This is a genomic window from Nostoc sp. TCL26-01 (assembly GCF_013393945.1).
GTDB lineage: Bacteria > Cyanobacteriota > Cyanobacteriia > Cyanobacteriales > Nostocaceae > Trichormus.
In genome coordinates, this window is record NZ_CP040297.1 from 4,174,408 (window position 1) to 4,201,126 (window position 26,719).

Annotated in this window: 19 protein-coding genes; 11 read left to right on the forward strand and 8 right to left on the reverse strand. The window is 43.0% G+C overall.

The annotated features are described in order from the left end of the window. Positions 1-10 precede the first annotated feature (10 nt). The 5 genes from FD725_RS18240 to FD725_RS18260 all read left to right on the forward strand — a co-directional run bounded on the left by FD725_RS18240 (position 11) and on the right by FD725_RS18260 (position 6,470). On the forward strand, positions 11-988 hold the full coding sequence (locus tag FD725_RS18240) for a hypothetical protein (protein ID WP_179049451.1): 978 nt from the start codon (positions 11-13) through the stop codon (positions 986-988). Positions 989-1,104: 116 nt separating this feature from the next. Next, complete coding sequence (locus FD725_RS18245; protein ID WP_179049452.1) at positions 1,105-2,907, forward strand: ShlB/FhaC/HecB family hemolysin secretion/activation protein; 1,803 nt, start codon at positions 1,105-1,107, stop codon at positions 2,905-2,907. Between the two features lie 150 nt (positions 2,908-3,057). After that, on the forward strand, positions 3,058-5,535 hold the full coding sequence (locus tag FD725_RS18250; protein WP_179049453.1) for an S-layer family protein: 2,478 nt from the start codon (positions 3,058-3,060) through the stop codon (positions 5,533-5,535). A 432-nt stretch (positions 5,536-5,967) separates the two neighbouring features. Then, positions 5,968-6,207 (forward strand): hypothetical protein, encoded by a 240-nt coding sequence (locus FD725_RS18255; protein ID WP_179049454.1) that lies wholly within the window; start codon positions 5,968-5,970, stop codon positions 6,205-6,207. 35 nt (positions 6,208-6,242) lie between these two features. Beyond that, positions 6,243-6,470: a type II toxin-antitoxin system RelE/ParE family toxin gene (locus FD725_RS18260; RefSeq protein ID WP_372726681.1), complete on the forward strand. Its 228-nt coding sequence runs from the start codon at positions 6,243-6,245 to the stop codon at positions 6,468-6,470. 224 nt (positions 6,471-6,694) lie between these two features. On the opposite strand, the gene FD725_RS18265 is transcribed toward FD725_RS18260, so the two are convergent. Continuing rightward, complete coding sequence (locus FD725_RS18265; RefSeq protein WP_179049456.1) at positions 6,695-7,231, reverse strand: DoxX family protein; 537 nt, start codon at positions 7,229-7,231, stop codon at positions 6,695-6,697. Between the two features lie 542 nt (positions 7,232-7,773). Between FD725_RS18265 and FD725_RS18270 the strand changes: the two genes are divergently transcribed. The 5 genes from FD725_RS18270 (at position 7,774) to FD725_RS18290 (ending at position 16,843) form a co-directional block, all read left to right on the forward strand. Beyond that, positions 7,774-8,616, forward strand: coding sequence for an FAD-binding domain-containing protein (locus FD725_RS18270; RefSeq protein WP_179049457.1), 843 nt, complete (start codon positions 7,774-7,776; stop codon positions 8,614-8,616). Positions 8,617-8,728: 112 nt separating this feature from the next. Beyond that, the gene (locus FD725_RS18275; protein WP_179049458.1) at positions 8,729-8,896 is read left to right on the forward strand and encodes a hypothetical protein; all 168 of its coding nucleotides are present in this window, start codon (positions 8,729-8,731) and stop codon (positions 8,894-8,896) included. A 257-nt stretch (positions 8,897-9,153) separates the two neighbouring features. Continuing rightward, on the forward strand, positions 9,154-13,623 hold the full coding sequence (locus tag FD725_RS18280) for an FG-GAP-like repeat-containing protein (RefSeq protein ID WP_179049459.1): 4,470 nt from the start codon (positions 9,154-9,156) through the stop codon (positions 13,621-13,623). 652 nt (positions 13,624-14,275) lie between these two features. Further along, a complete protein-coding gene (locus FD725_RS18285) occupies positions 14,276-14,971 on the forward strand; it encodes a M23 family metallopeptidase (protein WP_179049460.1) in 696 nt (231 codons plus the stop codon). A gap of 690 nt (positions 14,972-15,661) precedes the next feature. Next, entirely contained in the window at positions 15,662-16,843 is a 1,182-nt protein-coding gene (locus tag FD725_RS18290) for an MFS transporter (RefSeq protein ID WP_179049461.1), read from the forward strand. An 87-nt stretch (positions 16,844-16,930) separates the two neighbouring features. Here the strand turns inward: FD725_RS18290 and FD725_RS18295 are convergent, their stop codons facing one another. Continuing rightward, positions 16,931-18,022 carry a response regulator gene (locus FD725_RS18295; RefSeq protein ID WP_179049462.1) on the reverse strand — a complete coding sequence of 364 codons (1,092 nt, stop codon included), beginning with the start codon at positions 18,020-18,022 and terminating at the stop codon, positions 16,931-16,933. Between the two features lie 425 nt (positions 18,023-18,447). Here FD725_RS18295 and FD725_RS18300 point away from each other — a divergent pair, with 425 nt between their 5' ends. Then, a complete protein-coding gene (locus FD725_RS18300) occupies positions 18,448-19,002 on the forward strand; it encodes a cysteine hydrolase family protein (RefSeq protein WP_179049463.1) in 555 nt (184 codons plus the stop codon). A gap of 367 nt (positions 19,003-19,369) precedes the next feature. On the opposite strand, the gene FD725_RS18305 is transcribed toward FD725_RS18300, so the two are convergent. The 6 genes from FD725_RS18305 to FD725_RS18330 all read right to left on the reverse strand — a co-directional run bounded on the left by FD725_RS18305 (position 19,370) and on the right by FD725_RS18330 (position 26,626). Then, entirely contained in the window at positions 19,370-21,220 is a 1,851-nt protein-coding gene (locus tag FD725_RS18305; protein WP_179049464.1) for an ABC transporter ATP-binding protein, read from the reverse strand. 3 nt (positions 21,221-21,223) lie between these two features. Then, on the reverse strand, positions 21,224-22,264 hold the full coding sequence (locus FD725_RS18310) for an ABC transporter substrate-binding protein (protein WP_179049465.1): 1,041 nt from the start codon (positions 22,262-22,264) through the stop codon (positions 21,224-21,226). Positions 22,265-22,304: 40 nt separating this feature from the next. Continuing rightward, entirely contained in the window at positions 22,305-23,303 is a 999-nt protein-coding gene (locus FD725_RS18315) for an aldo/keto reductase (protein WP_179049466.1), read from the reverse strand. A 63-nt stretch (positions 23,304-23,366) separates the two neighbouring features. After that, the gene (locus FD725_RS18320) at positions 23,367-24,008 is read right to left on the reverse strand and encodes a DsbA family protein (protein WP_179049467.1); all 642 of its coding nucleotides are present in this window, start codon (positions 24,006-24,008) and stop codon (positions 23,367-23,369) included. Between the two features lie 164 nt (positions 24,009-24,172). After that, the gene (locus tag FD725_RS18325) at positions 24,173-24,823 is read right to left on the reverse strand and encodes a dienelactone hydrolase family protein (protein WP_179049468.1); all 651 of its coding nucleotides are present in this window, start codon (positions 24,821-24,823) and stop codon (positions 24,173-24,175) included. A 273-nt stretch (positions 24,824-25,096) separates the two neighbouring features. Then, the gene (locus tag FD725_RS18330) at positions 25,097-26,626 is read right to left on the reverse strand and encodes an amidohydrolase family protein (protein WP_179049469.1); all 1,530 of its coding nucleotides are present in this window, start codon (positions 26,624-26,626) and stop codon (positions 25,097-25,099) included. Positions 26,627-26,719: the final 93 nt, after the last annotated feature.

The following is a 26,719-nucleotide window of genomic DNA, read 5'->3' on the forward strand; positions in this document are numbered from 1 at the left end:
ACAAATTACTATGGTTGGTCGCCGAGTATTGTTTCTAGGCATTTTTGTCAGCATTCTCCTCACCTATGCAATTTGGTTGGGTGGGAGCATTCCTGCAAGCATTATTAAACTTCCTGATCAAGGATTAAGTTGGTATTATTGGAAGCTGGCCAGTCCTACATTTTGGAGCCGAACTACAGCTTGGAGTATGTATATTGGGCATCAGTTTAGCATCTGGGGATGTATTTGGTGGGCGCAGCAAAAGCAGTTGTCATACAAAACAGCATTGCACCCCATTAATTACCTGATGCTGGGGATTAATCTGGGATTCACCGCTTTACACTTTCTCCAAACTTATATTTGGTATGATGCTCTGGCTCAAGATACCTCAATTTGGGCTTCCCAGGGAGCAGTTGTCCTCCTACTAGTTTTTGTACTGATTTTGGAAACACCCCGACGAGGCTTATTTTTTGGTAATCCTGTGCCATTCCATCAGCAGTTTTTGCAAATTATCAAACTGTATCACGGCTACTTTTTCTCCTTCGCTGCTATTTATACTTTCTGGTATCATCCCATGGAAGCCACTTGGGGACACTTAATTGGCTTTCTCTATATGTTTTTGTTGCTATTGCAATCGTCGTTAATCTTTAACCGCGCTCATGTCAATCGTTGGTGGACATTCACGTTGGAAATTACCGTACTTGTACATAGTGTGGTTGTGTCGTGGATGCTAGGACAGACTAAGTGGCCAACATTTCTCTTTGGTTTTTTGGGTATTCTGGTGCTGACCCAACTTCACGGTCTGCCTGTAAGTATATCGATGAAACGGATGATTTATGGAGGCTTTTTAGTCAGCGTCTTGGCTGTTTACGGACTCACTGAACGCGGCTTAGGCAGAATTTACGAAGTAACTTATATTCCTCTGATTGAGTTTGGGTTGGTTGGGGTGATTTACTTGATCTTCTTGCTCATTTTATGGACAATTTCCCGTTTACCTATCAAGACTTAATCAGGACATTCTATCCGTAATTTTACTGTACCAAATTAATCAAAGGTATAGATTAATTATCTCCGTCAGTGAGGGAATAATGATCTTGATCTTAGGTAGGTAAGTTAGGGGGAAGCATGCTGAGAAGGCAAAGTATAGTTAAAGATGAGAGTGATGCAGAACTTGAGCAAAAAATATTAAAAACCTGTTTTAGTTCGGGTTGGAGACAGCAAATTCTCACAATCAGTTGTAGTTTAGCTACATTCTTGTATAACTATCAGGTAGTGTCTCCGACTGGCTGCACTTATGCTCAAACACCTGATCCTACATCCTTACCTACCGATCGCACTCCCTTACCTAAAGATGTGCTACCGCCATCATCTGAGTCAGAGCAATTACTTCCTCCGGTGCAATTACCACAGCAGCTAACTCCTCCGGAGGATGATCGTGATGCTAAGTTTCGGATTGATCGCATTGAAGTTGTTGGTAGTACAGTTTTCTCAGCAAAAGATTTTGCCCCTATTACAGACCCTTTTGTGGGAAGAGAGGTATCATTTGCAGAGTTATTGCAAGTCAAAGATGCTATCAGTAAGCTCTACACTGATCATGGCTATGTCACTACTGGAGCTTTAATTACACCGCAGACAGTAGAAGCTGGGGTGGTGAAAATTCAGGTAGTCGAAGGTAGTTTGTCAGAAATCAAAATCATCGGCAACAGACGATTGCGTAGTCAATACATTCGCGATCGCATTCGCCTCGGTGCTGGTAAACCTCTGAATGTGCCAAAGTTACTAGAAAAGCTACAATTACTGCGTCTTGATCCACGGTTGCAAAACTTGTCGGCGGAGTTACAGATGGGTGTACGTCCCGGGACTAACATCTTACAAGTAGAGGTTGAAGAAGCCGATACGTTTTCGCTCACAACAACTTTAGATAATGGGCGATCGCCTAGTGTCGGTAGTTTCCGTCGGGGTGTGGAGTTGCAAGAAGCCAATTTACTGGGCTTTGGTGATACCCTGAGTGTGGCATATGCTAATACCGATGGCAGTAATACGATCAATCTCAATTATACATTACCAGTGAATGCTCACAATGGTACTGTCTCCTTTGGGTTTAACCAGGGATGGAACCACGTGATTGAAGAACCATTCAGCGTCCTGGATATTCAATCAAACATCCACTCCTATGAAGTTGGCTATCGACAACCACTCATCCAAAAGCCTACCCAAGAATTAGCCGTGGGGTTATCATTCTCGCGCCAAGAAAGCCAAACTGAGTTAGGTCTAGATAATATTGGTGGGTTTGCTTTATCGCCTGGTGCAGATGACAACGGCAAAACCAATATTTCGGCCTTACGCTTCACGCAAGAGTATACCCAACGCAGTACTCAACAAGTTTTCGCCGCGCGATCGCAATTTAGTTTAGGTGTCAATTGGTTGGGGACAAATGTCAATCAAGATGAACCAGATAGCCGCTTTTTTGCTTGGCGGGGACAGACACAATGGGTACGACAGTTAGCACCACAAACTTTGTTTTTAGCCAGGGGTGATATGCAACTTGCCGCAACTTCTCTCGTACCCCTAGAGCAATTTGGGCTTGGTGGACAGCTGAGTGTGCGGGGCTATCGCCAGGATACATTACTGACAGACAATGGTTTTTTGTTTTCGGCAGAATTTCGCTTGCCGATTTTGCGTGCTTCTAAACTCGGAGGAGTTTTACAACTGACACCATTTATCGATGTGGGCAAAGGTTGGAATACAAAGGGTGAAAATCCATCACCCAGTACCTTGGTAGGTACTGGATTAGGATTGTTGTGGCAACAAGGTGATGACTTTTCAGCTCGTTTGGATTGGGGAATACCCTTAACATCAGTAGAAGGAGAGAAGCGATCGCTCCAAGAAAATGGGCTATATTTTTCAGTACGCTATTCGCCGTTTTGATCTCTAAAACTGCCTCAAAATTCTCGTCGTAGTCGTGACGCAAACTGTTTGTGTTTGTTGTGTAACTCAGTATCATTGATCTCTACAAGTGTTTCAGTCCCTTACCATTTTGGGAAACCTATTAATTATGAGGTATTAGGGAACTGAACAATGAAGGCATCCGGTTTTGGTTGGTACTTGGTGAATGTAATTTGCACAACTGGGATGCTTTGGTGGTGCGGCTTTGCCAATGCCCAAGTTAGTGCCGATGGTAGTCTCAAAACCACTGTTTCGCAAAGCGGCAATGATTTTATTATCACTAATGGCGATCGCATAGGCAACAACCTTTTCCACAGTTTTAGCCAATTCTCTATTCCTACCAATGGTTCTGTATCTTTCCAGAATGCCTCAGATATTCACAATATTTTTAGCCGTGTGACGGGGGGTAATCTTTCCCATATTGATGGTTTAATTCAAGCTAATGGTCATGCTAATTTATTTTTGCTCAATCCTAGTGGCATCATGTTTGGGCCTAATGCCAGCCTGAATATTAGTGGTTCGTTTATTGGCACGACAGCCAATAGTATTAAATTTAGTGATGGCATTGAGTTTAGTGCAGTTAATTCCCAAGCTGACACATTATTAACCATCAATGTGCCGATTGGACTGCAAATGGGTAATAGTCCTTCATCAATACAAGTCCAAGGTACAGGACATAGCTTAAATACTAATAGTGATTTGGCTCCTGTGAATCGCATTCCCAGTCCCACAGAACTCAAGGTAAAACCTGGACAAACCCTGGCATTGGTGGGTGGTAATTTGAATTTAAATGGGGCAACTTTGACGGCGGAACAAGGGCGAATTGCATTAGGTAGTCTCGGTAGTGCAGGACTAGTTGATTTGATACCTACTACTCAGGGTTATATGTTGGGGTATAGTTCTGGACAAAGCTTTAGTGACATTCAATTAGCCCAGAAATCATTATTAGATGTCAGTGGATTTAATGCAGGTTCCGTTCAACTGCAAGGACGAAATATTCAATTCACTGATGGTTCCCTGGTGTTAGCGCAAAATTATGGCAATCTAGCTAGTGGAGACATTCGCATTCAAGCATCAGCTGCGATCGATATTATTGGTGTGACATCTGACAGCAAAATTCGCAGTGGTATTCGCTCTGAAGCTTTAAACACAGGAGATGGTGCGAATATCAATATCATCACTCCTCGCTTGACGCTCCAGCAAGGTTCAGGCATCAATAACTTAACATACGGCATAGCTAACAGTGGCAAAATTCAGATGGCAGCATCAGCAGTAGAGATATCGGGCTTCTCTCCTCTCAATCCCAGTAGTGTATCCAGTATTTCTACGATTACAAATGGTGTTGGTTCAGCAAGTGATGTTTTTGTCAATAGTAATAGTTTATTGGTTGCCGGTGGAGCCTCATTGTCGTCAACGACATTTGGCAGTGGTTCTAGTGGAAAGGTGACAATTCACAATCAAAACACTACCGTTATGGGGGAAAGCCCTTTTGGACTCTATAGCAACATTAGTATTACTACCTTTGCTACTGGAAATACCCAAGATTTAACACTGAATACTGGGAAATTACAAATTTTAGCTGGTGGCACAGTTGGCTCATCAGCATTTTTTGTGGGTAATGGTGGAAATGTGAACATCAATGCCACAGAAGCGATCGCCATTAGTGGTAAAAGTCCTAATAATAACAGTAGCATCAACTCGGCTGCTATCCGGTTGAGTCCGCAATTACGGCAATTATTTGGTTTACCAGATATGCTGACAGCGAATGCAGGTAGTGTCAGCATTAATACACCCAACCTGATCCTGACAGATAGTGGGACTGTGAGTGTAACTAGTCAAGGTACTGGCAATGGTGGCAATTTGAATATCACCGCAGATATCATCCAATTAAAAAATCAAGGTTTAATTCAAGCCCAAACCGAATCTGGCAATGGTGGTAACATCGGCTTACAAGTTGGCAAGTTATTGCTGCTACGAGACAATAGCCAAATCACTGCTACAGCAGGCGGTAATGGTAATGGCGGTAATATCAGTATCAATGCACCCATAATTACTGGATTAGAAAATAGCGATATTTTTGCCAACGCTCTCCAAGGACGTGGCGGGAATATTCAAATCACCACACAGGGAATCATCGGTTTACAATATCGTCCTCAAATTACAGATGAAAATGATATTACGGCTAGTTCGGAATTTGGTGTCAGTGGTACAGTTCAAATTAATCACATCGGCATTGATGCTGATTCTGGCTTAGTTGAGTTGCCAGAAAATGTCACTGACCCATCACAACAAATAGCTAGTGGCTGTTCTGCAAATCAAGGGAGTCGTTTTGTCGCCACGGGACGCGGTGGAATACCACAAAATCCAGTTTTAGAAGTGAGGAGCGATATTTACAACGAACTACGCTTAAGTACTTGGTCAGATATCCGCAATCTGACTACATACCGCACCACTACGAATGTGACAGCACCAACACCCGCACTGCAACAGATGCCGCTTCAAGCTACTTCCTGGCATCGTAACACCCAAGGCAAAATTGAGTTAGTTGCAGATCAATCTTCAATTCAGGCACAGCAACAATTAACCTGTGCTGCGGTTTTTCCAAGCTAATAATGTGATCAATAATACTATAGCCCACCTTCCGCACCCTAACTGTCACACATCAATAAAAAGTCGCTTTAGTAGTACATAAAAACTAAAATAGAGTGGAAAGAAAAAAGAGTTAATGAGAAGAAATAGCATTAAGCTAGAATTGGATGAGAAAGTAAAGTTTTGTGACAAAGACAGGAGAAAGAGAAAACTTCATAGTTAAAAAAATTAATTGATAACAAAAAGAGAAATGATTTAATAACAACAGAAGTTGTGGAGGAATCTGTTGTGAAATTGAAACACCAAGAAAGGGAAATTCAGAACATGAGGAATTGTTGTTATAAATGTCTATCAAGTGTCTATTAAATATCCGCCTTTCACTGCCCGTAGGATAGGATTGTTATATACGTTAGCTACTACATTTAGATTATTAACAGTTAAAGAGGTCTAAAAATGAAAACTGAACACGAACGCGAACAGTTAATCAACGCAATCAACGTACTGTTACATCAATCTTATGACAGTACTTTAGACGAGATTTATGCACTACTCAAAAAAATCGAAGATGAAGAGGACGAAAATGATTTAATCGCCTATCATGCTGCTAAAAGTGATATAGAAAATAATAGTCTTATCGCCTGGGAAGACATGAAAAAAGAAATCACTAATGAAAGAAAAAAGGACGTAGCGTGATCTACGAAGTTAAATTTACCAATGCGGCGAGAAAAATGTTTAGAAAACTATCTCAAGAATTGCAAGACCGCATACAAACTAAAATAGATGACTTAGCAATAGAACCACGTCCCAACGGAGTAAAAAAGTTAAAAGGTGAAGAAAATTCCTATCGAATTAGAGTAGGCGACTATCGCGTTATCTACGATATTTTCGATGATGTTTTATTGGTAAGTGTTGTGTCAGTCGGACATCGTAGCGAGGTATATAAAGATGAAAGTTGACAAGCAATAAAAAATTAGAGCTATCGCCTACAGCTCCCGACTGGGGCTGTCAACTTTCCCAAGACTTACGCACTCAACCAATAAACCCTTCTGAGGGTGGTCATTAGTCATTAGTCATTAGTCAAAGGGAGCCAGCCGCTTGGGGATTTTTCCCTCGTTGTAGCAAGTGGAGCTTGTACCCGCCCACGGGGGTGGCTCAGGAACGCACTATCTCACTATTGACTCTAAAAATTTTGACGTTGCTGTCTGCGGCGTTTCCAACCAAGTTTGGTGAAAGAGAAATTGAGGATATTTTGTTGGGAACGAGTGGATGAGTTGGCGAGGTTTTGTTTTTTGCTTCTCCAGTGATCGATGGAGTAAATATTGAAACTGTTGGCGGCTAGCAAAATAAATAGTACCAGTCCATAACTCAGCATGGAAGTGGCTGCACCCCAGTTTTGGATTGATGTCACACCTAATTTCAAAATGATCATCAGCACAAAGGTGACTATCAAAGCGCTACGTGTAGCTAATCCAATGGTGAGTAATATCCCAACGATTAACTCCACCGGGGGGACTAGATAAGAGTTTAGCCTGACTAAGAATTCGGGGAAATAAGAGTTTTCTAGTTGTTTGACAGTGGCTTCCACAAAGCCGGGAATGTTACCAATGCGGGTGAATCCATGATTGAAATAATTCACGCCAATCAGAACTCGCAGTAACAGGTAAGCGATCGCAATATCTTTGTCTCTCAAATTAATGTAGGTTCTGTTTTCATTCATTATCCTTCACTCCAATGATGTTACGCCAACTGTGATTGAGGGAAATTGTCGCAATTTGGATCAACAAGACTTTTGGGAGAAAACAAGCAAATCAATGCTGCGATCACTAAATGTATCACCTTGATTATTATATACAGTGTTTCTCAGTTACGTGGGGTTAAAAAAGGGGTGAGAAGCTAGAGTGAGGTAATCAAATATTGATAGTGTGAGGAATCAGTGAGGGTAGAAGATCAGGATACGTGCTGCTGGGATGGCGTTGGTGAGTCTTTGCCCCATCTCTTGCTTCTCTGTGGCTCAAATTTTCAACACAAGTACGCTAACATACTTATTTAAGTTGCTAAGAGGACGTTGGAAAAGTCTGTCTCTTTGTCATGTTGAATGCAGCGTAGCGGAATGAAACATCTCGGTATGTGCCACAAAACCTAGATTCTTCCTGATGCTCCGCTCCAGTCAGAATGACATTTTTCTACTTACTGAAACTTTTCAAACACCCTCTAAGAATAGATGTTGTCAGCTGGATAAGTTTATAAATACGTGAATTTATGCTACGTGAATTTGGTAATCGAGAGGAATTAATCGCTTATTTGCGGGAACAGTTCCCGCAAGCAGCAGCCAGGAGTCAGGAAATCAGTCATATCATAGGTGGCAGAAAAGCTGCACAAACAGCTCTCAGAAAAGTTAACCCAGTAGCATACGCAAAAACACGTAACTTTTTAACTGGCGATGTCACTCGACTTTCACCCTACATCCGCTATGGAGTTTTGAGTCTGCGAGAAATTCGTGATTATGTACTTGATCAAGTTAGTCATCCAGATGAAGCGACAAAACTCATTAATGAGTTAGGTTGGCGGGATTACTGGCAAAGATTATATATCAAGCTCGGCAATGGTATCTGGCAAGACCAAGAAGAATATAAGACTGGTTACACTCCCAGCGAATACGCACCAGATTTGCCAGCAGATATCACAGCAGGAAATACAGGATTAGTTTGCATTGACAACTTTAGCCGCGAATTACAAGATACTGGCTACCTGCACAATCATCTGCGGATGTGGCTAGCTGCCTACATTGTCCATTGGCGACGCATTCGCTGGCAAGCAGGGGCTAAATGGTTTTTAGAACACCTTTTAGATGGTGATCCTGCCAGTAATAATATGTCATGGCAATGGGTAGCCAGTACTTTCAGTCATAAACCATATTTTTTCAACCGCGAAAACTTAGAACGATACACTAAAAGCGTGTATTGTCAAAAATGTCCCCTCTATGGTCATTGTGACTTTGAAGGTAGTTACGAAGAATTAGAAAAACGACTTTTTCCCCAAGGCGAATTTAACAAACCAGCTAATAGCCAAAGTTGGCAACGAGGTAAGAAAGGGAGAAAGTAACTGACAACGCACCGCTATATTACCTATTGCCATCGACAGAATTTAATTCTGCGTTGCCCGAAATCCTTGTAGAGACGTTGCACTGCAACGTCTCTACATTCATTTTCACCAGATGTCTAATGTACTGGCTGACATTGCCAATGTATTGACTGACATTGCTAATGTACTGGCTGACATTGCTAATGTACTGGCTGACATTGTGAATGTATTGACTAACACTGCCAATGTATTGACTGACATTGTGAATGTATTGATTAACATTGCCAATATGGACTATTGACTACCCTCAGCAAGGTTTTTTGGTTCAGTGCGTAAGTCCTATGTATTTTCAATTGACGCGGCAATGTATCTAAGTTATAACCAACTATCAAGGATACACGTATATATTTATTTGAGTATTACCACTAGCACATAGAGTAATCATCAAGACATTCTGATTCTTGTTCACACAACACTCAGATCCCTGACTTCTTCAAAAAATCGGGGATCTAATTCCTCATGAATATCTCACTTATACTAAATCTTCAGAACACAAACATGACACTCACAAAAACACCCACAAATATTGAAACCTCACTCCAAAACACAACCCTGATTGTCATCGACGCAGGAGTGCCAGACTATCAATTACTACTAACAGGCATCGCACCCACAACACCAGTACTCATCCTCCACCCCCAGCAAGATGGCATCGAGCAAATTACCGCCCTGATTAGCCAGCAACAAATCCACAGCCTGCAAATCATCGCTCACGGTAGCCCAGGCAACTTGCAACTAGGCAACACCCAACTCAACCTAGATAACCTGCACCATTACCAACAGCAACTACAGCAGTGGCAAATCACAGATTTACTTATCTATAGCTGTGAACTAGCCCAAGGTGAAACAGGACAAGCCTTCATCAACCAACTACACCAACTGACAGAAGCAAATATTGCCGCCGCTACAAATAAAGTCGGCAATAGCCAACAAGGAGGCAGTTGGGAACTAGAAGTAGTCAGAGGTGAGATATCCACCACCCTAGCCATCACCACAGCAGCCACAATTGCCTACCCTGGAATATTACCGTCATTCGACTCTGCCTCCACCTACAGCGTCGGCTCAACTCCCCTGTCGGTGACAGTAGCAGACTTCAACAGCGACGGTAAGCTCGATTTAGTCAGTGCCAATTACTTCAGCGACAACCTGACAATACTGTTAGGGCAAAGCAATGGTAGCTTTGGTTCTGTTTCCACCTACACCGTCGGCTCAAATCCCTCCTCAGTAGCAGTAGGAGACTTCAACGGCGACGGCAAGTTCGACTTAGTCAGTACCAACTCTGACAGCAACGACCTGACAGTACTGTTAGGGCAAAGCAATGGCAGCTTTGGCTCTGTTTCCACCTACAGCGTCGGCTCACGTCCCTTTTCAGTAGCAGTAGGAGACTTCAACGGCGACGGCAAGCTCGACTTGGTTAGTGCCAACTATTTCAGCAACAACCTGACAGTACTGTTAGGGCAAAGCAATGGCAGCTTTGGCTCTGTTTTCACCTACAGCGTCGGCTTACTTCCTGAGTCAGTAGCAGTAGGAGACTTCAACGGCGACAGCAAGCTCGACTTAGTCAGTGCCAACGAAGGCAGCGACAATCTGACAGTACTGTTAGGGCAAAGCAATGGCAGCTTTGGCTCTGTTTCCACCTACAGCGTCGGCTCACGTCCCTTTTCAGTAGCAGTAGGAGACTTCAACGGCGACGGCAAGCTCGACTTGGTCAGTGCCAACTACGACAGCAACAACCTGAGTGTACTGTTAGGACAAAGCAATGGCAGCTTCGGTTCCGCCTCCACCTACACCGTTGGCTCAAATCCCATTTCAGTAGCAATAGCAGACTTCAACGCCGACGGCAAACTCGACTTGGTCAGTCCTAACCTCGGCAGCAACAACCTGAGTGTGCTGTTAGGGCAAAGCAATGGCAGCTTTGGCTCTGTTTCCACCTACACCGTCGGCACAAATCCCCGGTCAGTAGCAATAGGAGACTTCAACGGCGATGGCAAGCTCGACTTAGTCAATGCCAACCAAGGCAGCAACGACCTGACAGTACTGCAAAACACCACACCCAAGGTCAGCATCAGTGCAGGCAGCAACCCAACTGAAGGTGGTGCTAATGGTAGCTTCACTATTACCCTAGACACCCCAGCCCCCACAGGTGGGTTAGTCATCAACTTCGACACCACAGGCAGCACCGCCACCAGCAGCGACTACACCCTAGTCGCCGGCACAAATATCACCAATATCACCGCCAACACCTTCACCATCGCCGCAGGACAAACCACAGCCACCCTCACAGTCCAAGCCAGTCAAGATGCTGTCACTGACCCCAACGAAACCGTCATCGTCAACCTCACAGCCGGCTCCGACTACATCCTCGGCTCTAACAGCACCGTTAACTTTACCCCCGCCACCACCTCCCCCTACACCGTCGGCTCACTTCCCTATTCAGTAGCAGTAGGAGACTTCAACGGCGACGGCAAGCTCGACTTAGTCAGTGCCAACTTAGACAGCGACAACCTGACAGTGCTGTTAGGGCAAGGTAATGGTAGCTTTGGCTCTCTTTCCACCTACAGCGTCGGCTCACGTCCCCGGTCAGTGGAAGTAGGAGACTTCAACGGTGACGGCAAGCTCGACTTGGTCAGTGCCAACTACGACAGCAACAACGTGACAGTGCTGTTAGGGCAAGGTAATGGCAGCTTTGGCTCACCTTCCACCTACACCGTCGGCTTCGCTCCTTATTCAGTGACGCTAGGAGACTTCAACGGCGACGGCAAGCTCGACTTGGTCAGTGCCAACTTTTTCGGCAACAAACTGACAGTGTTGTTAGGGCAAGGTAATGGCAGCTTTGGCTCTACTGCCACTTACACCGTCGGTTTAAGTCCCTTGTCAGTAGCAGTAGGAGACTTCAACGGCGACGGTAAACTTGACTTGGTCAGTGCAAACAACGGCGACAGCTTGACGGTACTGTTAGGGCAAAGCAATGGCAGCTTTGGCTCTGCTTCTACTTACATCTTCGGCTCACAACCCAATTCAGTAGCAGTAGGAGACTTCAACGGCGACGGCAAGCTCGACTTGGTCATTGCCAACGCTGGCAGTCACAACCTGACAGTGCTGTTAGGACAAGGCAATGGCAACTTTGGCTCGGTTTCTACCTACAGCGTCGGCATAAGTCCCGTGTCGGTAAAAGTAGGAGACTTCAACGGCGACGGCAAACTCGACTTGATTAATGTAAACAATAGTAGTGGAAACCTGACAGTGCTTTTAGGGCAAGGCAATGGCAACTTTGGCTCGGTTTCTACCTACAGCGTCGGCTTATTTCCCACTTCAGTAGCAGTAGGAGACTTCAACGGCGACGGCAAACTCGACTTGGTCAACGCCAACTACGGCAACAACAACCTAACAGTGCTGCTAAATAGCAATGCAGCTACCCTCACTATCACTGATAAACCTAACAACCCCCCTACGCTTACCAACCCTATCTCTGACCAAAACGCTATCCAAACCGTCGTCTTTAACTTTACCCTACCCGCCAACACCTTTACTGACACTGACCCAGATGATAGCCTCACCTACACTGCTACTTTAGAAAATGGCGATAATCTCCCCACTTGGTTGAGTTTCAACCCAAATACTCAAACCTTCTCTGGAACACCAAGCGCTCAAGACGTTAGCACTCTCAACATTAAAGTCACCGCCACAGATAAAGCGACTGCTAGTGAAAGTGATATCTTTGCTTTAGTAGTCAAAGCCGCCTTGACAGGTTCATCAGGAGCAGACATCATCTACGGCACAGAGAATGATGACAATATCTTAGGTGGAGAAGGCAACGATTACCTCATTGGCAAAGGTGGTAACGACTATCTTGATGGTGGTACAGGTGATGACTACGCCTTCGGTGGTGCAGGTAACGACACTATCATCGGTGGTGAAGGCAATGATTTACTCTACGGTAACGAAGGTAACGACACTCTCAATGGTGGTGAAGGTAACGACAACCTCGATGGTGGCCCTGGTAATGACACCCTCATCGGTGGCAATGGCAACGACATCTACACTGTTGATAGTATAGGTGACACCATCACCGAAACTGCCGAAGGCGGAACTAGAGATAAAGTCAACTCTTCTATCACTTGGACGCTGGGAGAAAACCTGGAAAACCTCACCTTGATTGGTAATGCTGCTATCGATGGTACTGGTAATAGTCTCAATAACCAAATCTTCGGCAATAATGCCAGCAATACTTTAAATGGTGGTGATGGTGATGACTGGTTAGTTGGACAAGGTGGTAATGATACCCTTAATGGTGGTGCTGGTAATGATCGCCTTGATGGTGGTAGTGGTAATGATACCCTCAATGGTGGTGCTGGCAATGATATCTATGAGATAGATAGTGTTAGTGATGTGATTACAGAAGCTGCTAATGAGGGTACAGATACTGTTATCTCTAGTGTGGAATTCACTCTGGCTACTAATTTTGAGAATTTAACTTTGGTGGGAAGTGGCAATATTAATGGTACTGGGAATGATGTCAGTAATCGTTTAGTTGGTAATGCTGGGAATAATACTCTAACAGGCAATGGTGGTGGTGACTATCTCTCTGGTGAAGGGGGAAATGATTTGCTGATTGGTGGTGCGGGGAATGACACCCTTGTTGGTGGTGTGGGTATCGATACTTTTGATTTGACGGGAAGTAGGAGTGCTTTTGATACTATCTTGGATTTCCAGGCGGGTGAGACGGTGCTGTTGTTGGGTTCTGAGTTTGGCTTAAGTCAAGCTGGAACACTGGATGCCGGTTTGTTCCGTTTGGGGAGTGCGGCTGATAACTCTACTCAGCGTTTTATCTACAATCAAGCTACTGGTGCTTTGTCTTTTGACTCTGATGGTAGTGGTGCGACTGCACAGGTGCAGATTGCTTTGTTCTCTAATCGTGTGGTTTTGAGTAATACTAATTTTACTGTTGTCTCTGGTACACCTACTTAATTTTTAGCAAGTTGTGTATCTGTGCTAGCCTCAAAGGCGATCGCTTGTTCAACATTTGCAACTCAATCTAAATATTTTGCTTGCGTAATACTGTCCTTTTAGGCTTGTCACACCACTACTGGCATGGCAAGCCTAAAATGTGGCAAAAAAATTGTAGCTTGAGTATGGCGATCGCTTCACTCAAAACTAAGATATACGTTGTGTTCCTTAGATTATGTTGGGTTACGCAAAGCCTACAGAGCCACTTCACTTAAGTCGAGCCACTGCGGTCTTGGGGGTTTCCTCCATGAGTAAGTGGCGTGGGAAACCCGCCTACGTGAGTGGCTCCCCAACCTACTTTTCTATATACGTAAGTATTACCATAAATCTCTCTCTATTTTACATCAATAAACAGTTGTTCACCAGCAAATAGCCATCTTGTGCCATCCCGTTTATGAGAAATTTGACAGCTTAAAGCCGGATGTCGTAAGCTGTTTGACGGAAGACATCAAAATTTCTCAGTACATACTTAAATATTAATTCCAGTCAGCCATGTAAAGCACATTTTTTGCCATAGTTGGATGTAAATTCTCTCTGAGAATTGCGTCTAAATTTACCATAAATTCACATAAAATTCTGTTGATGATATTAGGTGGCTTGAGGAATTAACGGCATGAATAATAGGCAACAAAAAGTAGCACTTTCTGGAGCCATGCTATTAGCATTAGGTTTAAATATTGTTGGTTTCATCACTTTATCACCCGCAGCTAAAGTTGTTATAGCCAGAGAAGCACAGCAAAACAAAACAGCCAAAGGTGGTTGGCTAGCAGCGTCTTTCCCTGTAGAGAACTTTCAAGCATATACATCTCCTTTTGGCTATCGTCGTTCGGCTACAGGCGGCGTTAATTGGGAATTTCATAGTGGTTTAGATATTGCTGCACCACAGGGTAGCTACATTCGTAATTGGTGGGGTGGTACAGTTGTCAAGGTAAGCGATCGCACTGCTTGCGGTACTCACATAGTCATCAAATCAGGAGAATGGGAACACACTTATTGTCATATGGAGGGTTATGTTGATAGTGCTTCTGGGCGGCGTTTTTTGATTGATAGAGCAGGTGGTATCCAAATCTGGGAAGGTCAAACCATACCCACCGGCGCAAGAATTGGTAGAGTCGGGATGACTGGACGTACCACTGGCCCACACCTCCATTGGGGTATGAAGTATGCCAATAACTATGTAGATCCGGCAATGGTGTTGAGAGAGATGTTTTCTCAGCAGCAAATTGCTAGAGATGGATCAAGAATTAATGTACAGCGATCGCAAGTCATTATCCAAGAATCAAAGAATACCCGTGACTCTGGTTATTAGTACTCTTGGCTATTGCTCAAACATCCTCATCTAACTCAAGGGGAGTTTTTTGCCATTTTGGCACATCTTAATTGATAGATTTTGCTATCCTAAGTAAGTAAAGAACATCCTAATTAGAGAATTCTTATATTTCTCCTCTGGCTAATTACCAGAGGAATTTTTATGCAATTTATTTAAAATGTATAACTACTTAAAATGTGATATTAGGTTATGTATAAAAATAAAAATGATTAAAATAGAGCTACTCAACAGAGAAGCACTTAATGTAATAAATGCAGGTATATTAAGTGATTGAATAAGAATAATGGCAGCAATACTAAAGCTAATAGCAATTATAAAACTGATAAAGCTGATTAAATTCTGATTCAAAATTCCCACCTCATCATTTTTCATCTAAGCCTAATTAACTAATAAATTATTCATCTATGAAAATACTGTAAACGGCATTACTTTAACGTCAGTCTCTAAGAGAAGCTACATCTCATCACTCTTTAAAAATCATTTGGAGCCTATTTATCAAGAAACAGTAGAGACGTTGCAATGCAACGTCTCTACATAATTCATGTGCATGATGATTAACGTGAAATGGTATTAACAGCAAGCATAAATTTTCTGATAGCAAAGTTCATTGGCAACTGTTTTTTGACATCATGTGCTTCAATATGAAAGCCGTAAATAACAAAGAATGGTATGCCACAAAAATCAGCTGCATTGAGATTTGTAATTTTATTGGGATTTGTTAGCCTTTGTGCGGATGCTACCTATGAAGGAGCGCGTAGTATTACAGGAGCTTACTTAGAAGTTTTAGGTGCTAGCGGCACTGTAGTCGGATTAGTAGCTGGTTTTGGCGAGTTAATTGGCTACGGTTTGCGGCTAGTGATTGGTTATTTAAGTGACCAGTCACGTAAGTACTGGGGAATCACAACTTTAGGCTACATTTTAAACACAGCCGTCGTGCCACTCTTAGCTTTCACTGGCAGGTGGGAAGCAGCCGCAGGTTTAATGATGGCGGAACGTACTGGTAAAGCAGTGCGTACTCCCCCACGAGATGCACTGCTTTCCCACGGTGTTAGTCAAATTGGCAGAGGCTTTGGCTTTGGTTTACATGAGGCGATGGATCAAACTGGTGCTGTTATGGGGCCTTTGGCTGTAGCAGCAATGGTCTATTTTTATGGAGAGTATCGTAACGGGTTTTCAATTTTGATTGTACCTGCGATTTTGGGATTGATTGTGTTATTGGTTTTACAATTTCTTTATCCTAATCCCAGTGACTTTGAAGAAGAAACCGAGGAACAAAAACAGCAAGAAGGATTACCACGCATATTTTGGATTTATTTAGGTGCGGTAGCGATTATTGCAGCTGGATATGCGGATTTTCCCTTGATTGCTTTTCATTTTCAAAAATCAGCGATCGCTTCTGGACAAACCATACCTTTGTTTTATGCTTTTGCTATGGGTATTGATGCTATAGCTGCCCTTATATTTGGTTATCTGTTTGATAAATTGGGTATTTCTATCTTAATCATCGCCGCTTTTCTCTCATGTTTGTTTGCTCCACTGGTATTTCTGGGAGATGCTAATTTGGCACTTTTAGGTATAGCATTTTGGGGTATCGGTATGGGCGCACAAGAATCAATTTTAAAAGCAGCGATCGCTGGTATGGTTCCCAAGCACAAACGCGCCACAGCTTATGGTATCTTCAGTACTGGTTATGGTGTAGCTTGGTTTCTCGGCAGCACTCTCATGGGAGTTTTATACGATCATTCCATCTCTACCTTAATTGTTTTTTCTTCGGCAACTCAACTCTTAGCCATTCCCTTTTTCACTTGGGTAAAATTAAAAGCTGATTTGTCAGTAGTCAGTAGTCAGTAGTTAATATAGGACTCATATTTGATTTTTGTTGGCGTAGCCTGTGCTTACACAAAAAAGTCAGTACACCTCTACTTTCCTTCTTTTCTGTCACCTGTTACCTGTCGCCTGTTCCCTACCTAAACCTGAAACTGGTACAGTACTAGAGACAGAGGGAGGTTTTTGCAAGCTTTGTTGTAATGATTTAATTAATGCTGTCAACTGCAAAGCTATATTTTGTGGTTCTGTGTGGCATTTTTCTAGTAACTGCTCGATATTTTGTGCTATTTTCGAGGATTCACAAAAACCGTAACATCCTAAAGAACCAGCTAAACGGTGCGCCTCCATTTGTGCTTGTTGGATTATCTGACTATCGGGAGTTAAGTTGGATATTTGAGCGATCGCTTGTTCAATTAATCCTAATCTTTGTGGTATTGTCTCTAAAAACTCTTCACCCATCTTGCTCACTAAGGACATGACGTTAGCCTCAGCTTGCTGCTTTTGTGTCACTTCATAACTGGGAGATTTTGTCTCTTCCTTTAAGCGATAGCCTAACCCATAAACTGTTTCGATAAAATCCGCCTTCATCCCGTTAGTTTTTAATTTTTGCCTTAAACCTTTAATTTGGGTTGTTACCGCTTCTTCACCAGGAAACTCATCATTAGACCAAATTTTATCCAACAAAACACTTCTACTAAATACTCTGCGGGGATTTTGCAAAAAAATTTCCAATAACCCATATTCTTTAGGTGTCAAATGCAGACGCTTTCCAGCATAGACCACCTCTTTAGTAGTAGTATCGAGTCGCAAATTCTCCCAAGTCAGTACTTTTGTGGAGATTGTTTTCCCTCGTCGCAATAATGCCCGAATTCGCGCAATCAGTTCAGATAAATTGAAGGGTTTTACAATATAGTCATCTGCCCCTACTTCTAAACTATTGACACGCACACTCATATCACTTTGACTAGTTAACATGAGAATGGGCATTTGATGACCTTGTAGGCGTAACTGGTGACAAAGACTCACACCATCCAGTTTTGGCAGCATTATGTCTAGTATCAACAAGTCATAGTCAAATTGTTGTGCTAACGCCAGCCCAGTTTCGCCATCTTTTGCTATCTCAGCTTTGTAATTAAGCTTAGTTAGCACCTGTTCCAGAATTTTAGCACTGCAATTGTCATCTTCAACTACGAGAATTTTCACCCAATATTCTCCAATCCATTAGGTACTAAATCTTACTCTTAAATGATAAGCTCCAACAAAATATTAGTATAAATAAATAATTTTGGACTTCAGTAATACTGAATTATAGGTTGTCAAAATTAATCACCCAGTTTACGAATAAATAATGGTTCCCTACTCTAGTCATCTCATTACAACTACGGATTTAGCTAATGCTTTGGTGTATGCAGACGCTCATCCTGATGAAATCAAATTGGCAATTAAGCATAATATTGACTGAATTATCAAGATTGAGCTTGTCATACCAATTTCCTTTAAATGTGAACAGTAGAGACGTTGCATTGCAACGTCTCTACATAGTTTATGTGTATCATGATTAACGTGAAATGGTAACAGTTGATGCGATCGCCTACACTATGTAAATGTTGCATTCCAGAAGAATCAAGATGAAACGCGCTGTACTAGTAATTGATGTCCAAAACGAATACTTTACTGGAAAACTACCAGTGACATATCCGTCAGGAAACTTAGATAATATTCTGCAAGTAATGAATATTGCTCATGAGCGTGGCATTCCCGTGATTGTAGTCAGACACACACAGCCACAAGCAGATTCTCCCATTTTTCAAAAAGGTAGCCCAGAATGGGAACTGCACCCAGAGATTGCCAAACGTCCATACGCTCTCTTAATTGACAAAAATTTACCAGGAAGTTTTACAGGTACTGAGTTAGAGACGTGGCTAAGACAAAGAGAAATTGATACTGTTGTTATTGCTGGATATATGACTCAAATGTGTTGTGATACAACAGCTAGGCAAGCTTCTCATCTGGGTTTTGCTGTCGAGTTTCTGTGTGATGCAACAGGAACCCTGGCTTTTAAAAATAATGCAGGTGTTGCTAGTGATGAAGAACTGCACAGAGCTACTTTAGTTGCTCAAGATACATTTATTAGTAAAGTCATCAGTACTTCTGAATGGATTAATCATCTTAATAGTCAATAGTCATTAGTCAATAGTCATTAGTTATTAGTCATTAGTTATTAGTCATTAGTTATTCTTCTCTGCTTTCTTGTCTGTACTTCTTGCCAATTTCTCGTTCAAACAGCACTAGGATCAATATTCAACCCTAAACGAACGTGAGTTCGACGGTTGAAAAAACCCCTCTCCAAACCTCTCCTCGTGTCGGGGAGAGGCTTAAAACCCTACTTTTTTTTCTTTACTAAGATATAGATTTTTAGCCCCTTCCCTTGTAGGGAAGGGGTTGGGGTTAGGTTCCGTCGAACTCACGTTAAACGAGTTCCCTGCCAAATTCTCAAAAATAATTCCAACTCCTATGAAAGTTACAGTATTGCTAGAGTTGCGATCGCCTCTATCCTGTTGGTAGTTTAGATATGTCGTGATTAGTGGCTTCTACAGGTAAGAATCCACCTGCTTGCATTTTCCATAACCTATAGTAAGCACCGCCGCGTGCCAGGAGTTGAGTATGGTTGCCATCTTCAACAATCCGACCTCGATCAAATACTAAAATGCGGTCTAGATGAGCAATGGTAGATAGCCTGTGAGCGACGACAATGACAGTTTTCCCATTCATTGCTAAATCTAAAGTGTCTTGAATCGCTTTTTCGGTGATGGAATCGAGGCTGGAAGTAGCTTCATCGAGGATCAGGATTGGTGCATCTTTGAGGATAACTCTGGCGATCGCAATCCGTTGTCTTTGCCCTCCAGATAATTTTACACCACGCTCACCCACTAGAGAATGATAACCTTCTTTGATCTGGGTAATAAAATCGTGAGCATAGGCCTTGCGTGCTGCGGCAATTACTTGCTCGTCAGTTGCATCTATGCGTCCGTAGCGAATATTTTCCATCAATGTGCGATGAAACAGAGATGGATCTTGAGGAATCAGACTAATCTGAGCGTGGAGAGCATCTTGAGTCATATCTCGAATATCGACTCCATCAATGAGAATTTGTCCTGATTGGGGATCAAATAGACGCAAAATCAGATTCACAAAAGTAGATTTGCCCGAACCAGAGAAACCCACCAATCCCACACGCTCTCCTGATTGAATGGTGATTGAGAGATTCTCAAATACGTTCTTACCGTCTGTGTAATTGAAATTGACTTGCCGGAACTCAATTTTCCCTTGGGTGATTGAGTGGGCGATCGCTTGTTCCCGATCAATCAACTCATGGGGTTGAACAATTGTCAATACACCATTGGCCACATTACCGATATGTTCAAAAAATTCTATAAACCGTCGGCTCAAGTTGCGGGCTTCACTGATAATTAATAGCGACAAACTAGTAGCAACCACAAAGTCAGCCGTAGCAATTAATCCTTGACTCCAGAGAGAAACTGAGTAATACAGAGTGCCGATTTTCAAAATGGCGGCAGAGATAAACTGAAACCAGCGAATTCGCTCTGAATACCAGTTGGATTTCCTTACTTCTTTGAGTTCTTGTCTTAATTGCTCATTCAAATAACGTCGTTCAAAACCCAAACGAGCAAATAGTCGGCTACTACTGAGATTGGTGACTGCATCGACAATTATGCCAGTTGTCTCACTTCTGGCGGCTGCGGCTTTGCGGGAGTAAACTCGGCAGCGAGTAGCTAACCAGAAAGAAACACTGATGAACAGAACTGCCCACAGGCCGACAAAGGCAGCCAAGGGAGGATAGGCACGATACAGTAAAATCGTGGCAACCATATGCACAATGATCACAGACATAAATTCCGTAATCAGCATTTGCATCGTCTGAGTTACACCCAAAGAAGTTTCCGCGATGCGATGTGCCAAAGCGCCGGCAAAACTACTGCTCAGATAACGATGGGAATGATGTTGTAGGTAAGCGTAGAGGGAGCGAACAATGTGCTGTCTGTGGACAGGATGGAGGATTGTTTGCAACAGTCCCGCCGATCGCCCAAAGACAACTTCACCTATACTCAAGGCAGTAAATAATATCAGGGGTTGGCTGATAGCATCCAGAATGGGTTTGTTGTTTCCTGGCGATCGCGTGACGGTGCGGATGATCTCACCAATGGCATAGGGCAACATAATCCCACAAGTTGCGTGCAATGCCTCCAAGATTACCATTAATAGATACCACCAGCGAAACTGGTTAACGAAATAGCAAATAAACCTGAATGGTGTATCAGGTAAATTTGGCGCATTCGCAGCACGTGGAAAAGATTTAGACAGTTTTACCTTTTTCGTCATTAACTAAACCATAATTTCTGCGGGTGTGATGGCAGCATATAGATCAGGCGGTAGTAATGCTTGTTTAATATCAATTTTCTTGGGTATTACACCCACTTCAAAGAACAAATCTGCTACACGTTGTTGTTCTGCTATCAGTGCCGGACTTAAACCTCTACGTCCAGCAAAAGTGCGTCGAGACATCACCCTCTCAGCTACATCTTCATCGAGTTTTTGTTCTGTAACCATCAATTTTTTCACTTCATTTCGATTCAGACTTGCCCACTTATCAAGAGCGTGTAGTTCTTCAATGATGATTTTTAGTAAGCCAGGATTTTCCTCGGCAAACTGGCGATCGCCAATATAATAACTACCAGGAGAATCTAGTCCTACAGAATCTTTGAGGACACGAATCCGATTCATCTTTTCAGCGATCGCATAATGTGGATCATTGGTCATCCAAACTGGAATTTGACCTTCCAAAAAAGCAGCCCGCGCTTCGATAGTCGGTATACTTTTGATTTTGATATCTTTGATAGTCAAGCCAATCGACTGCAACGCTCTGAGAATAAAATAGTGCGATGCCGAACCTTTTTGAAAGTAAACTTCTTGCCCTTTAATCTCCTCAAACTTTGTCAGTCGAGATTCTGGTGGCACAGCAATTACACTGCTTCTGCCTGTGTTTGGCGTTCTTTGTGTACCCACAACATAAACAATATTTGATCCGGCAACTTGGGCAAAAATTGGTGGGGTTTCTCCCACTGAACCGATATCAACCCGACGTGCAGCCATCCCCTCCATGAGTTGCGGCCCTTGGGCAAATTGCAACCATTCCACTTTGATTCCCAAAGGATCTAAGCGTTTTTCTAAAACTTTGCGATTACGAACAAGATCCCCCGCACTTTGATAACCCATGCGGAGAACTTTCGTTTTAATCTCCAGAGAACTGGTACTGTTTGCCGCATTATTTTGGCTTTGTTGACTACAACTTCCCAACAAATAAGCCAGAGAGAAACCGCCCAAACCAGATCCAGCAACATTTAAAAAACGACGGCGTTTAATCATAGCTGTTTAATAGATGAAATATTTGGGATGGAAAATTGTACTAACGCAGAGCATCTCCCCGACGATATTCGGCAGTGATGTCGTCTAGCTTTTGTTGCAAATTGTCGTCCAGTTTGAGTTCTGTTGCTTTGAGAGTGTCAATTAGTTGTTCTGGACGACTAGCACCAATAATCGGCGCAGTAATGATGGGATTAGCTAACACCCAAGCCACTGCTAGAGTAGTGAGCGATAATCCCGCAAATTCTGCCACTGTACGTAATTCTTCTACAGTATTGAACTCGCGATCGCGCCAATATCTCTCTTGATAACGTTCCGCCGCAGCACCCAAAGTAAAACGTGTACCTGCTGTAGGGCCGTTAGCCAGATTGTGTTTACCTGTTAGTAAACCACCTGCTAAAGGATTGTAAGGAATTACACCTAATCCTTCTTCTTTAGCTAAGGGCAAAAGTTCTCGCTCAATCTCCCTGAATAGGAGATTATAGCGGGGTTGAATTGAGACAAAACGAGTTAAATTTCGCACCTCTGCACGACCTAAAGCCCGTGCAAGTCGGTATGCCAAAAAGTTAGAAACCCCAATATAACGTACCTTACCAGCCCGCACAATTGTATCTAATGCTGCTAGTGTTTCATCGAGAGGGGTTGAGGCATCATCAGAATGTAATTGGTACAAGTCAACATAATCAGTTCCTAATCGTCTCAGGGAAGCATCAATAGCATCTAAGATATGTTTGCGTGAAGCACCCTGATCCCAAGGAGCAGTTCCCACTCGTCCCACACACTTAGTAGCCAAGATAAAATGTTCACGTTTGCCTTTGAGCCAACGTCCAATGATTTCTTCGGTACGTCCAGCCGTCGCCAGTCCCCCACCAAGAGGATAAACATCGGCTGTATCGAGAAAGTTAACGCCAGCATCGGCAGCAGTGTCGAGGATTTGTCTTGAGGTTTCTTCGTCTGTCTGCAATCCAAAAGTCATTGTACCGAGACATAGACGGGAAACCGTTAATCCGGTTTGACCGAGTTTAGTTGTTGGTAAGGTCATGAATTTGTAGTTAATTGAGAAATTGTTGAATTGATTTCCCAGGAAAATATAGCTATGTAAAATTTACTCTGGGAGTATTGAGCGCACCTTTTCTACCAACCAATCCACACGGTCTTTACCCCAGAAACGCTCACCTTCGATTACCCAAGTAGGTACACCCGGACAGGCTGCCTTGATAAACAAATCTATTGAATGGTTCAACATTTGAGTAATTTCAATAGTGAAAGCGCGGTTTAAAATATACTCGCAATCCAGACCAGAGGAGGATATACAGTGTTTAACAACTTCCTCTTCATTTACATCCATCTCATCTACCCAAGCAGCACGAAAGAAAGCTTGATCTAATAATGATTCTTTTCCAGATCCAACAGCTGCATAATAAACACGGGCTGGTAGTTCTTCTCGATTCAAAGACGACGCAACCCATCTCTTTGCACGCTCTTGAAAGAGATCACGAGTGATTAAATGCAGTTCGATCCCAAATTTCTCGGCCCAACGGATGCAATCTTCTCGATGATAAGATCCTTGAACAGGAGTTTCTTTACTGCCTAATAGGTCTGCCACCATGATTCCCCGTTCTTTGGGTATATAAATTGGGCGACGCTTGACTACAACGGGTATCCCACATAAAGCGCGATTTAACAATGTGATGCCAATATACGCATTAGGTGAGTGATAGATTGTGTAGCTGTCAATCTCAATCATTGTAAAAAACAACCAAGGTCAAGCACAGTTTTAATGTTGGGGGACTTGAGAAACGGAAGGTGAAACTTCGTCCATTGAGTTCCCCAATCTAAATCAGCGCCAGCATCCTTACATTTAGAGAAGAATTCGTTCCAGTGTTCAGATGATGCGTAAGACATAAAGCATCACACAGCAACAGAAGTGCGACGGCTTTGTGAAACAAACCACTGTTGCAGCTTGGGGTCACTATAAACTTCATCGGCAATAAAATGATCGCCTTCAGCTAATACAGTAAAATCTACTTGACCGCCGGCGACTCGCAAGGTATCGACAATCTTCTGGGTATCTTCAATTGACAGTTTTTCGTCCTTAGCACCTTGGAATATTTGAATAGGAATTTCTTTGAGTGCAGCTAGTTGATTTGGTTCTAAAGTTTGGGGAACACGACCAGACACGGCGACTAAACCAGCAAAGCGATCGCCATGAGAAGCGCCGATGTGCCATGCTCCCGCCGTACCTAAACTGAATCCAGATAAGATAACACGGGACGGATCGATAGATCGGGAGGCAATAAAATTATCCAACAAAGCGATGACATCTGATTCTCGCTCTACCCAAGTCTGTCCTTCAGGAAGTTGGGGCGCTAAAAAGAAGTAAGGTAAAGGGCTTGATTCATTGACGAAACGAGGTAAACCCCATTTCAACAGTATATTTAAATCATTGCCGCGATCGCGCGCTCCATGCAAAAACAATACCAAGGGCGCGGGTTTGTTAGCATCAGAAGAGGCAACCGAGAACAGATAAGGCAATAAACCAGAGCGATGTTCGATAGCCATAGTTGTAGTACCAATTCGTAATTCGTAATTAAGAAAGTCAGATTTAGGTTGGGTTAAGTACTGAGTAAAGTACTCAGCACTTTTAACTCAGCACTCTCAGAGGATGTTTGAAAAGTATCATGCGTAACACCAAAATCTCAAAAACCTAACCCCTAACCCCTTCCCTACTAGGGAAGGGGAACAAGAAAATAAGGGTTTCAAAGCCTCTCTCCGTGTCGGGGAGAGGTTTGGAGAGGGGTTTCTAGTATACTTTTTGACTTTTCAAACAACCTCTTAGGCTATTACAAGCTTCTTATCTACTTGGGAAGTAGGTACTTTAGACTCAACAGCCGTACCCTTGAAGAAGTCGGGGTTGGCTTGGGTGTAGAACTTGTAGGGATTAGCGAAGACATAAGCCTTAAAGTCCGCTTCAGAAATCACGCCTTCTTGCACTAAATCCCAGCTTTCTGCCAGAGGATCTGTCAAATCAGGTACATCCCAGTGACCGACATCTGAGGAGTAGATAGCGTTGATTTTCACACCCAAGGGATTGGCTTTGTCGTTGAATGCTGCGCTGATGGTGCGATCGTCAGACTCGGAACCGAAGAAGAAACTATTTACCCAGCGATCGCGGATATCTTCGATAGTTTCAATCCCCGCCGCCGCAAAGTCTTCTAGTTCACTACCAATAGGTGATCTGCTATGACGGTTGAAGGAAGAACCCAAGACGCTCTTTGTCAATTCTTCTTTACTTAGTGGATGTGCTGCTAGGAATTCGCTACCAAAACGCTCAAACAATAAGAACAACTCATCAGAGTTTGTCAATTCTGGGTTATAGTTTTGCAGTCCTTGGAGACTGCGTTTAGAGAATCGGTCTACCAAATGAATGTAGACGTGTGCGCCCCAATCTGCGCCACCTTCGAGCATAGCTATACGCAATTGTGGGAAACGCTTAGTTACACCACCAAAGAATAGTGCTTTAGCAAATGCTTGGGAACCATCAGCAAAGTGACCGATGTGGTTGTTCATGTAGTTGCTGATGGAGGAGCGTCCAGTCCAACCTTGACTACCGTAATGGGTAGTAATTGGTACACCTAACTCAACTGCCTTAGCCCAGAATGGATCGTAGTCATATTCACTATCCAATCCGTAAAAGTCAATGTAAGAGGCATATTTAGCGACTTCTGGATATTGATCGGCGGGATATTTATCAGCGATCGCTTTAATTGGTCGCTTCACACCACCAGGAATATTCGCTACTTTTAAACTTAGTGTTTTTACGGCAAACTCTAACTCCTCAATTGCTTCTTGAGGGGTAGTCATGGGGATACCAGCTACTACCGTTAGGCGATCGCTATATTGGCGATACAAGTCAGCATGATAGTGATTTACCGCCCGTTGTAATGCTTGGCGATGTTCTAGACTAGCTCCAGCAGGTGCTAAAACATTGTTAGGAAACAACACAGAATAGTCTGATCCCTGTTCTGCTTGACGCTCATAAAATAGTTCCGGCAAAGTATAGGTAGCTAAATCTAGCGTATTGCGGGTAACTCTCGCCCACCAAGGAGAACGAATTGTCCGATTATATTGACGTTCTTCTGGAGTTTGTTGATACCAGTCTTTACCGTTGACTTTGGAATTGAGACGAGAAGATTCTGCTTTGCGTAATGCGTCTACAAGTTTTGCACCACCATAATTAGCGATGTAATCTTCCAACGCAGGTGAGAAATCATTGGTGTGAACATCGGTGTCAATTACTGGATAATCCAACTTGGCTTTGATTGCAGCCGAGCGAGAAGTTTTCAATCTGCTATATTCAGTCATATTTTTTCCTTAAATAAATGACAAAAGCAGTGCTGAGAAATGAGTTATGAGTACTGAGTGAGAATATGAGAGGTGGTCTATTCACTACAACTG

Coding starts and splice junctions, on each gene's coding strand:
- FD725_RS18240 (WP_179049451.1), top strand. CDS start 11: ATGGTTGGTCGCCGAGTATTGTTTCTAGGCATTTTTGTCAGCATTCTC.
- FD725_RS18245 (WP_179049452.1), top strand. CDS start 1,105: ATGCTGAGAAGGCAAAGTATAGTTAAAGATGAGAGTGATGCAGAACTT.
- FD725_RS18250 (WP_179049453.1), top strand. CDS start 3,058: ATGAAGGCATCCGGTTTTGGTTGGTACTTGGTGAATGTAATTTGCACA.
- FD725_RS18255 (WP_179049454.1), top strand. CDS start 5,968: ATGAAAACTGAACACGAACGCGAACAGTTAATCAACGCAATCAACGTA.
- FD725_RS18260 (WP_372726681.1), top strand. CDS start 6,243: ATGTTTAGAAAACTATCTCAAGAATTGCAAGACCGCATACAAACTAAA.
- FD725_RS18265 (WP_179049456.1), bottom strand. CDS start 7,231: ATGAATGAAAACAGAACCTACATTAATTTGAGAGACAAAGATATTGCG.
- FD725_RS18270 (WP_179049457.1), top strand. CDS start 7,774: ATGCTACGTGAATTTGGTAATCGAGAGGAATTAATCGCTTATTTGCGG.
- FD725_RS18275 (WP_179049458.1), top strand. CDS start 8,729: ATGTCTAATGTACTGGCTGACATTGCCAATGTATTGACTGACATTGCT.
- FD725_RS18280 (WP_179049459.1), top strand. CDS start 9,154: ATGACACTCACAAAAACACCCACAAATATTGAAACCTCACTCCAAAAC.
- FD725_RS18285 (WP_179049460.1), top strand. CDS start 14,276: ATGAATAATAGGCAACAAAAAGTAGCACTTTCTGGAGCCATGCTATTA.
- FD725_RS18290 (WP_179049461.1), top strand. CDS start 15,662: ATGCCACAAAAATCAGCTGCATTGAGATTTGTAATTTTATTGGGATTT.
- FD725_RS18300 (WP_179049463.1), top strand. CDS start 18,448: ATGAAACGCGCTGTACTAGTAATTGATGTCCAAAACGAATACTTTACT.
- FD725_RS18305 (WP_179049464.1), bottom strand. CDS start 21,220: ATGACGAAAAAGGTAAAACTGTCTAAATCTTTTCCACGTGCTGCGAAT.
- FD725_RS18310 (WP_179049465.1), bottom strand. CDS start 22,264: ATGATTAAACGCCGTCGTTTTTTAAATGTTGCTGGATCTGGTTTGGGC.
- FD725_RS18315 (WP_179049466.1), bottom strand. CDS start 23,303: ATGACCTTACCAACAACTAAACTCGGTCAAACCGGATTAACGGTTTCC.
- FD725_RS18320 (WP_179049467.1), bottom strand. CDS start 24,008: ATGATTGAGATTGACAGCTACACAATCTATCACTCACCTAATGCGTAT.
- FD725_RS18325 (WP_179049468.1), bottom strand. CDS start 24,823: ATGGCTATCGAACATCGCTCTGGTTTATTGCCTTATCTGTTCTCGGTT.
- FD725_RS18330 (WP_179049469.1), bottom strand. CDS start 26,626: ATGACTGAATATAGCAGATTGAAAACTTCTCGCTCGGCTGCAATCAAA.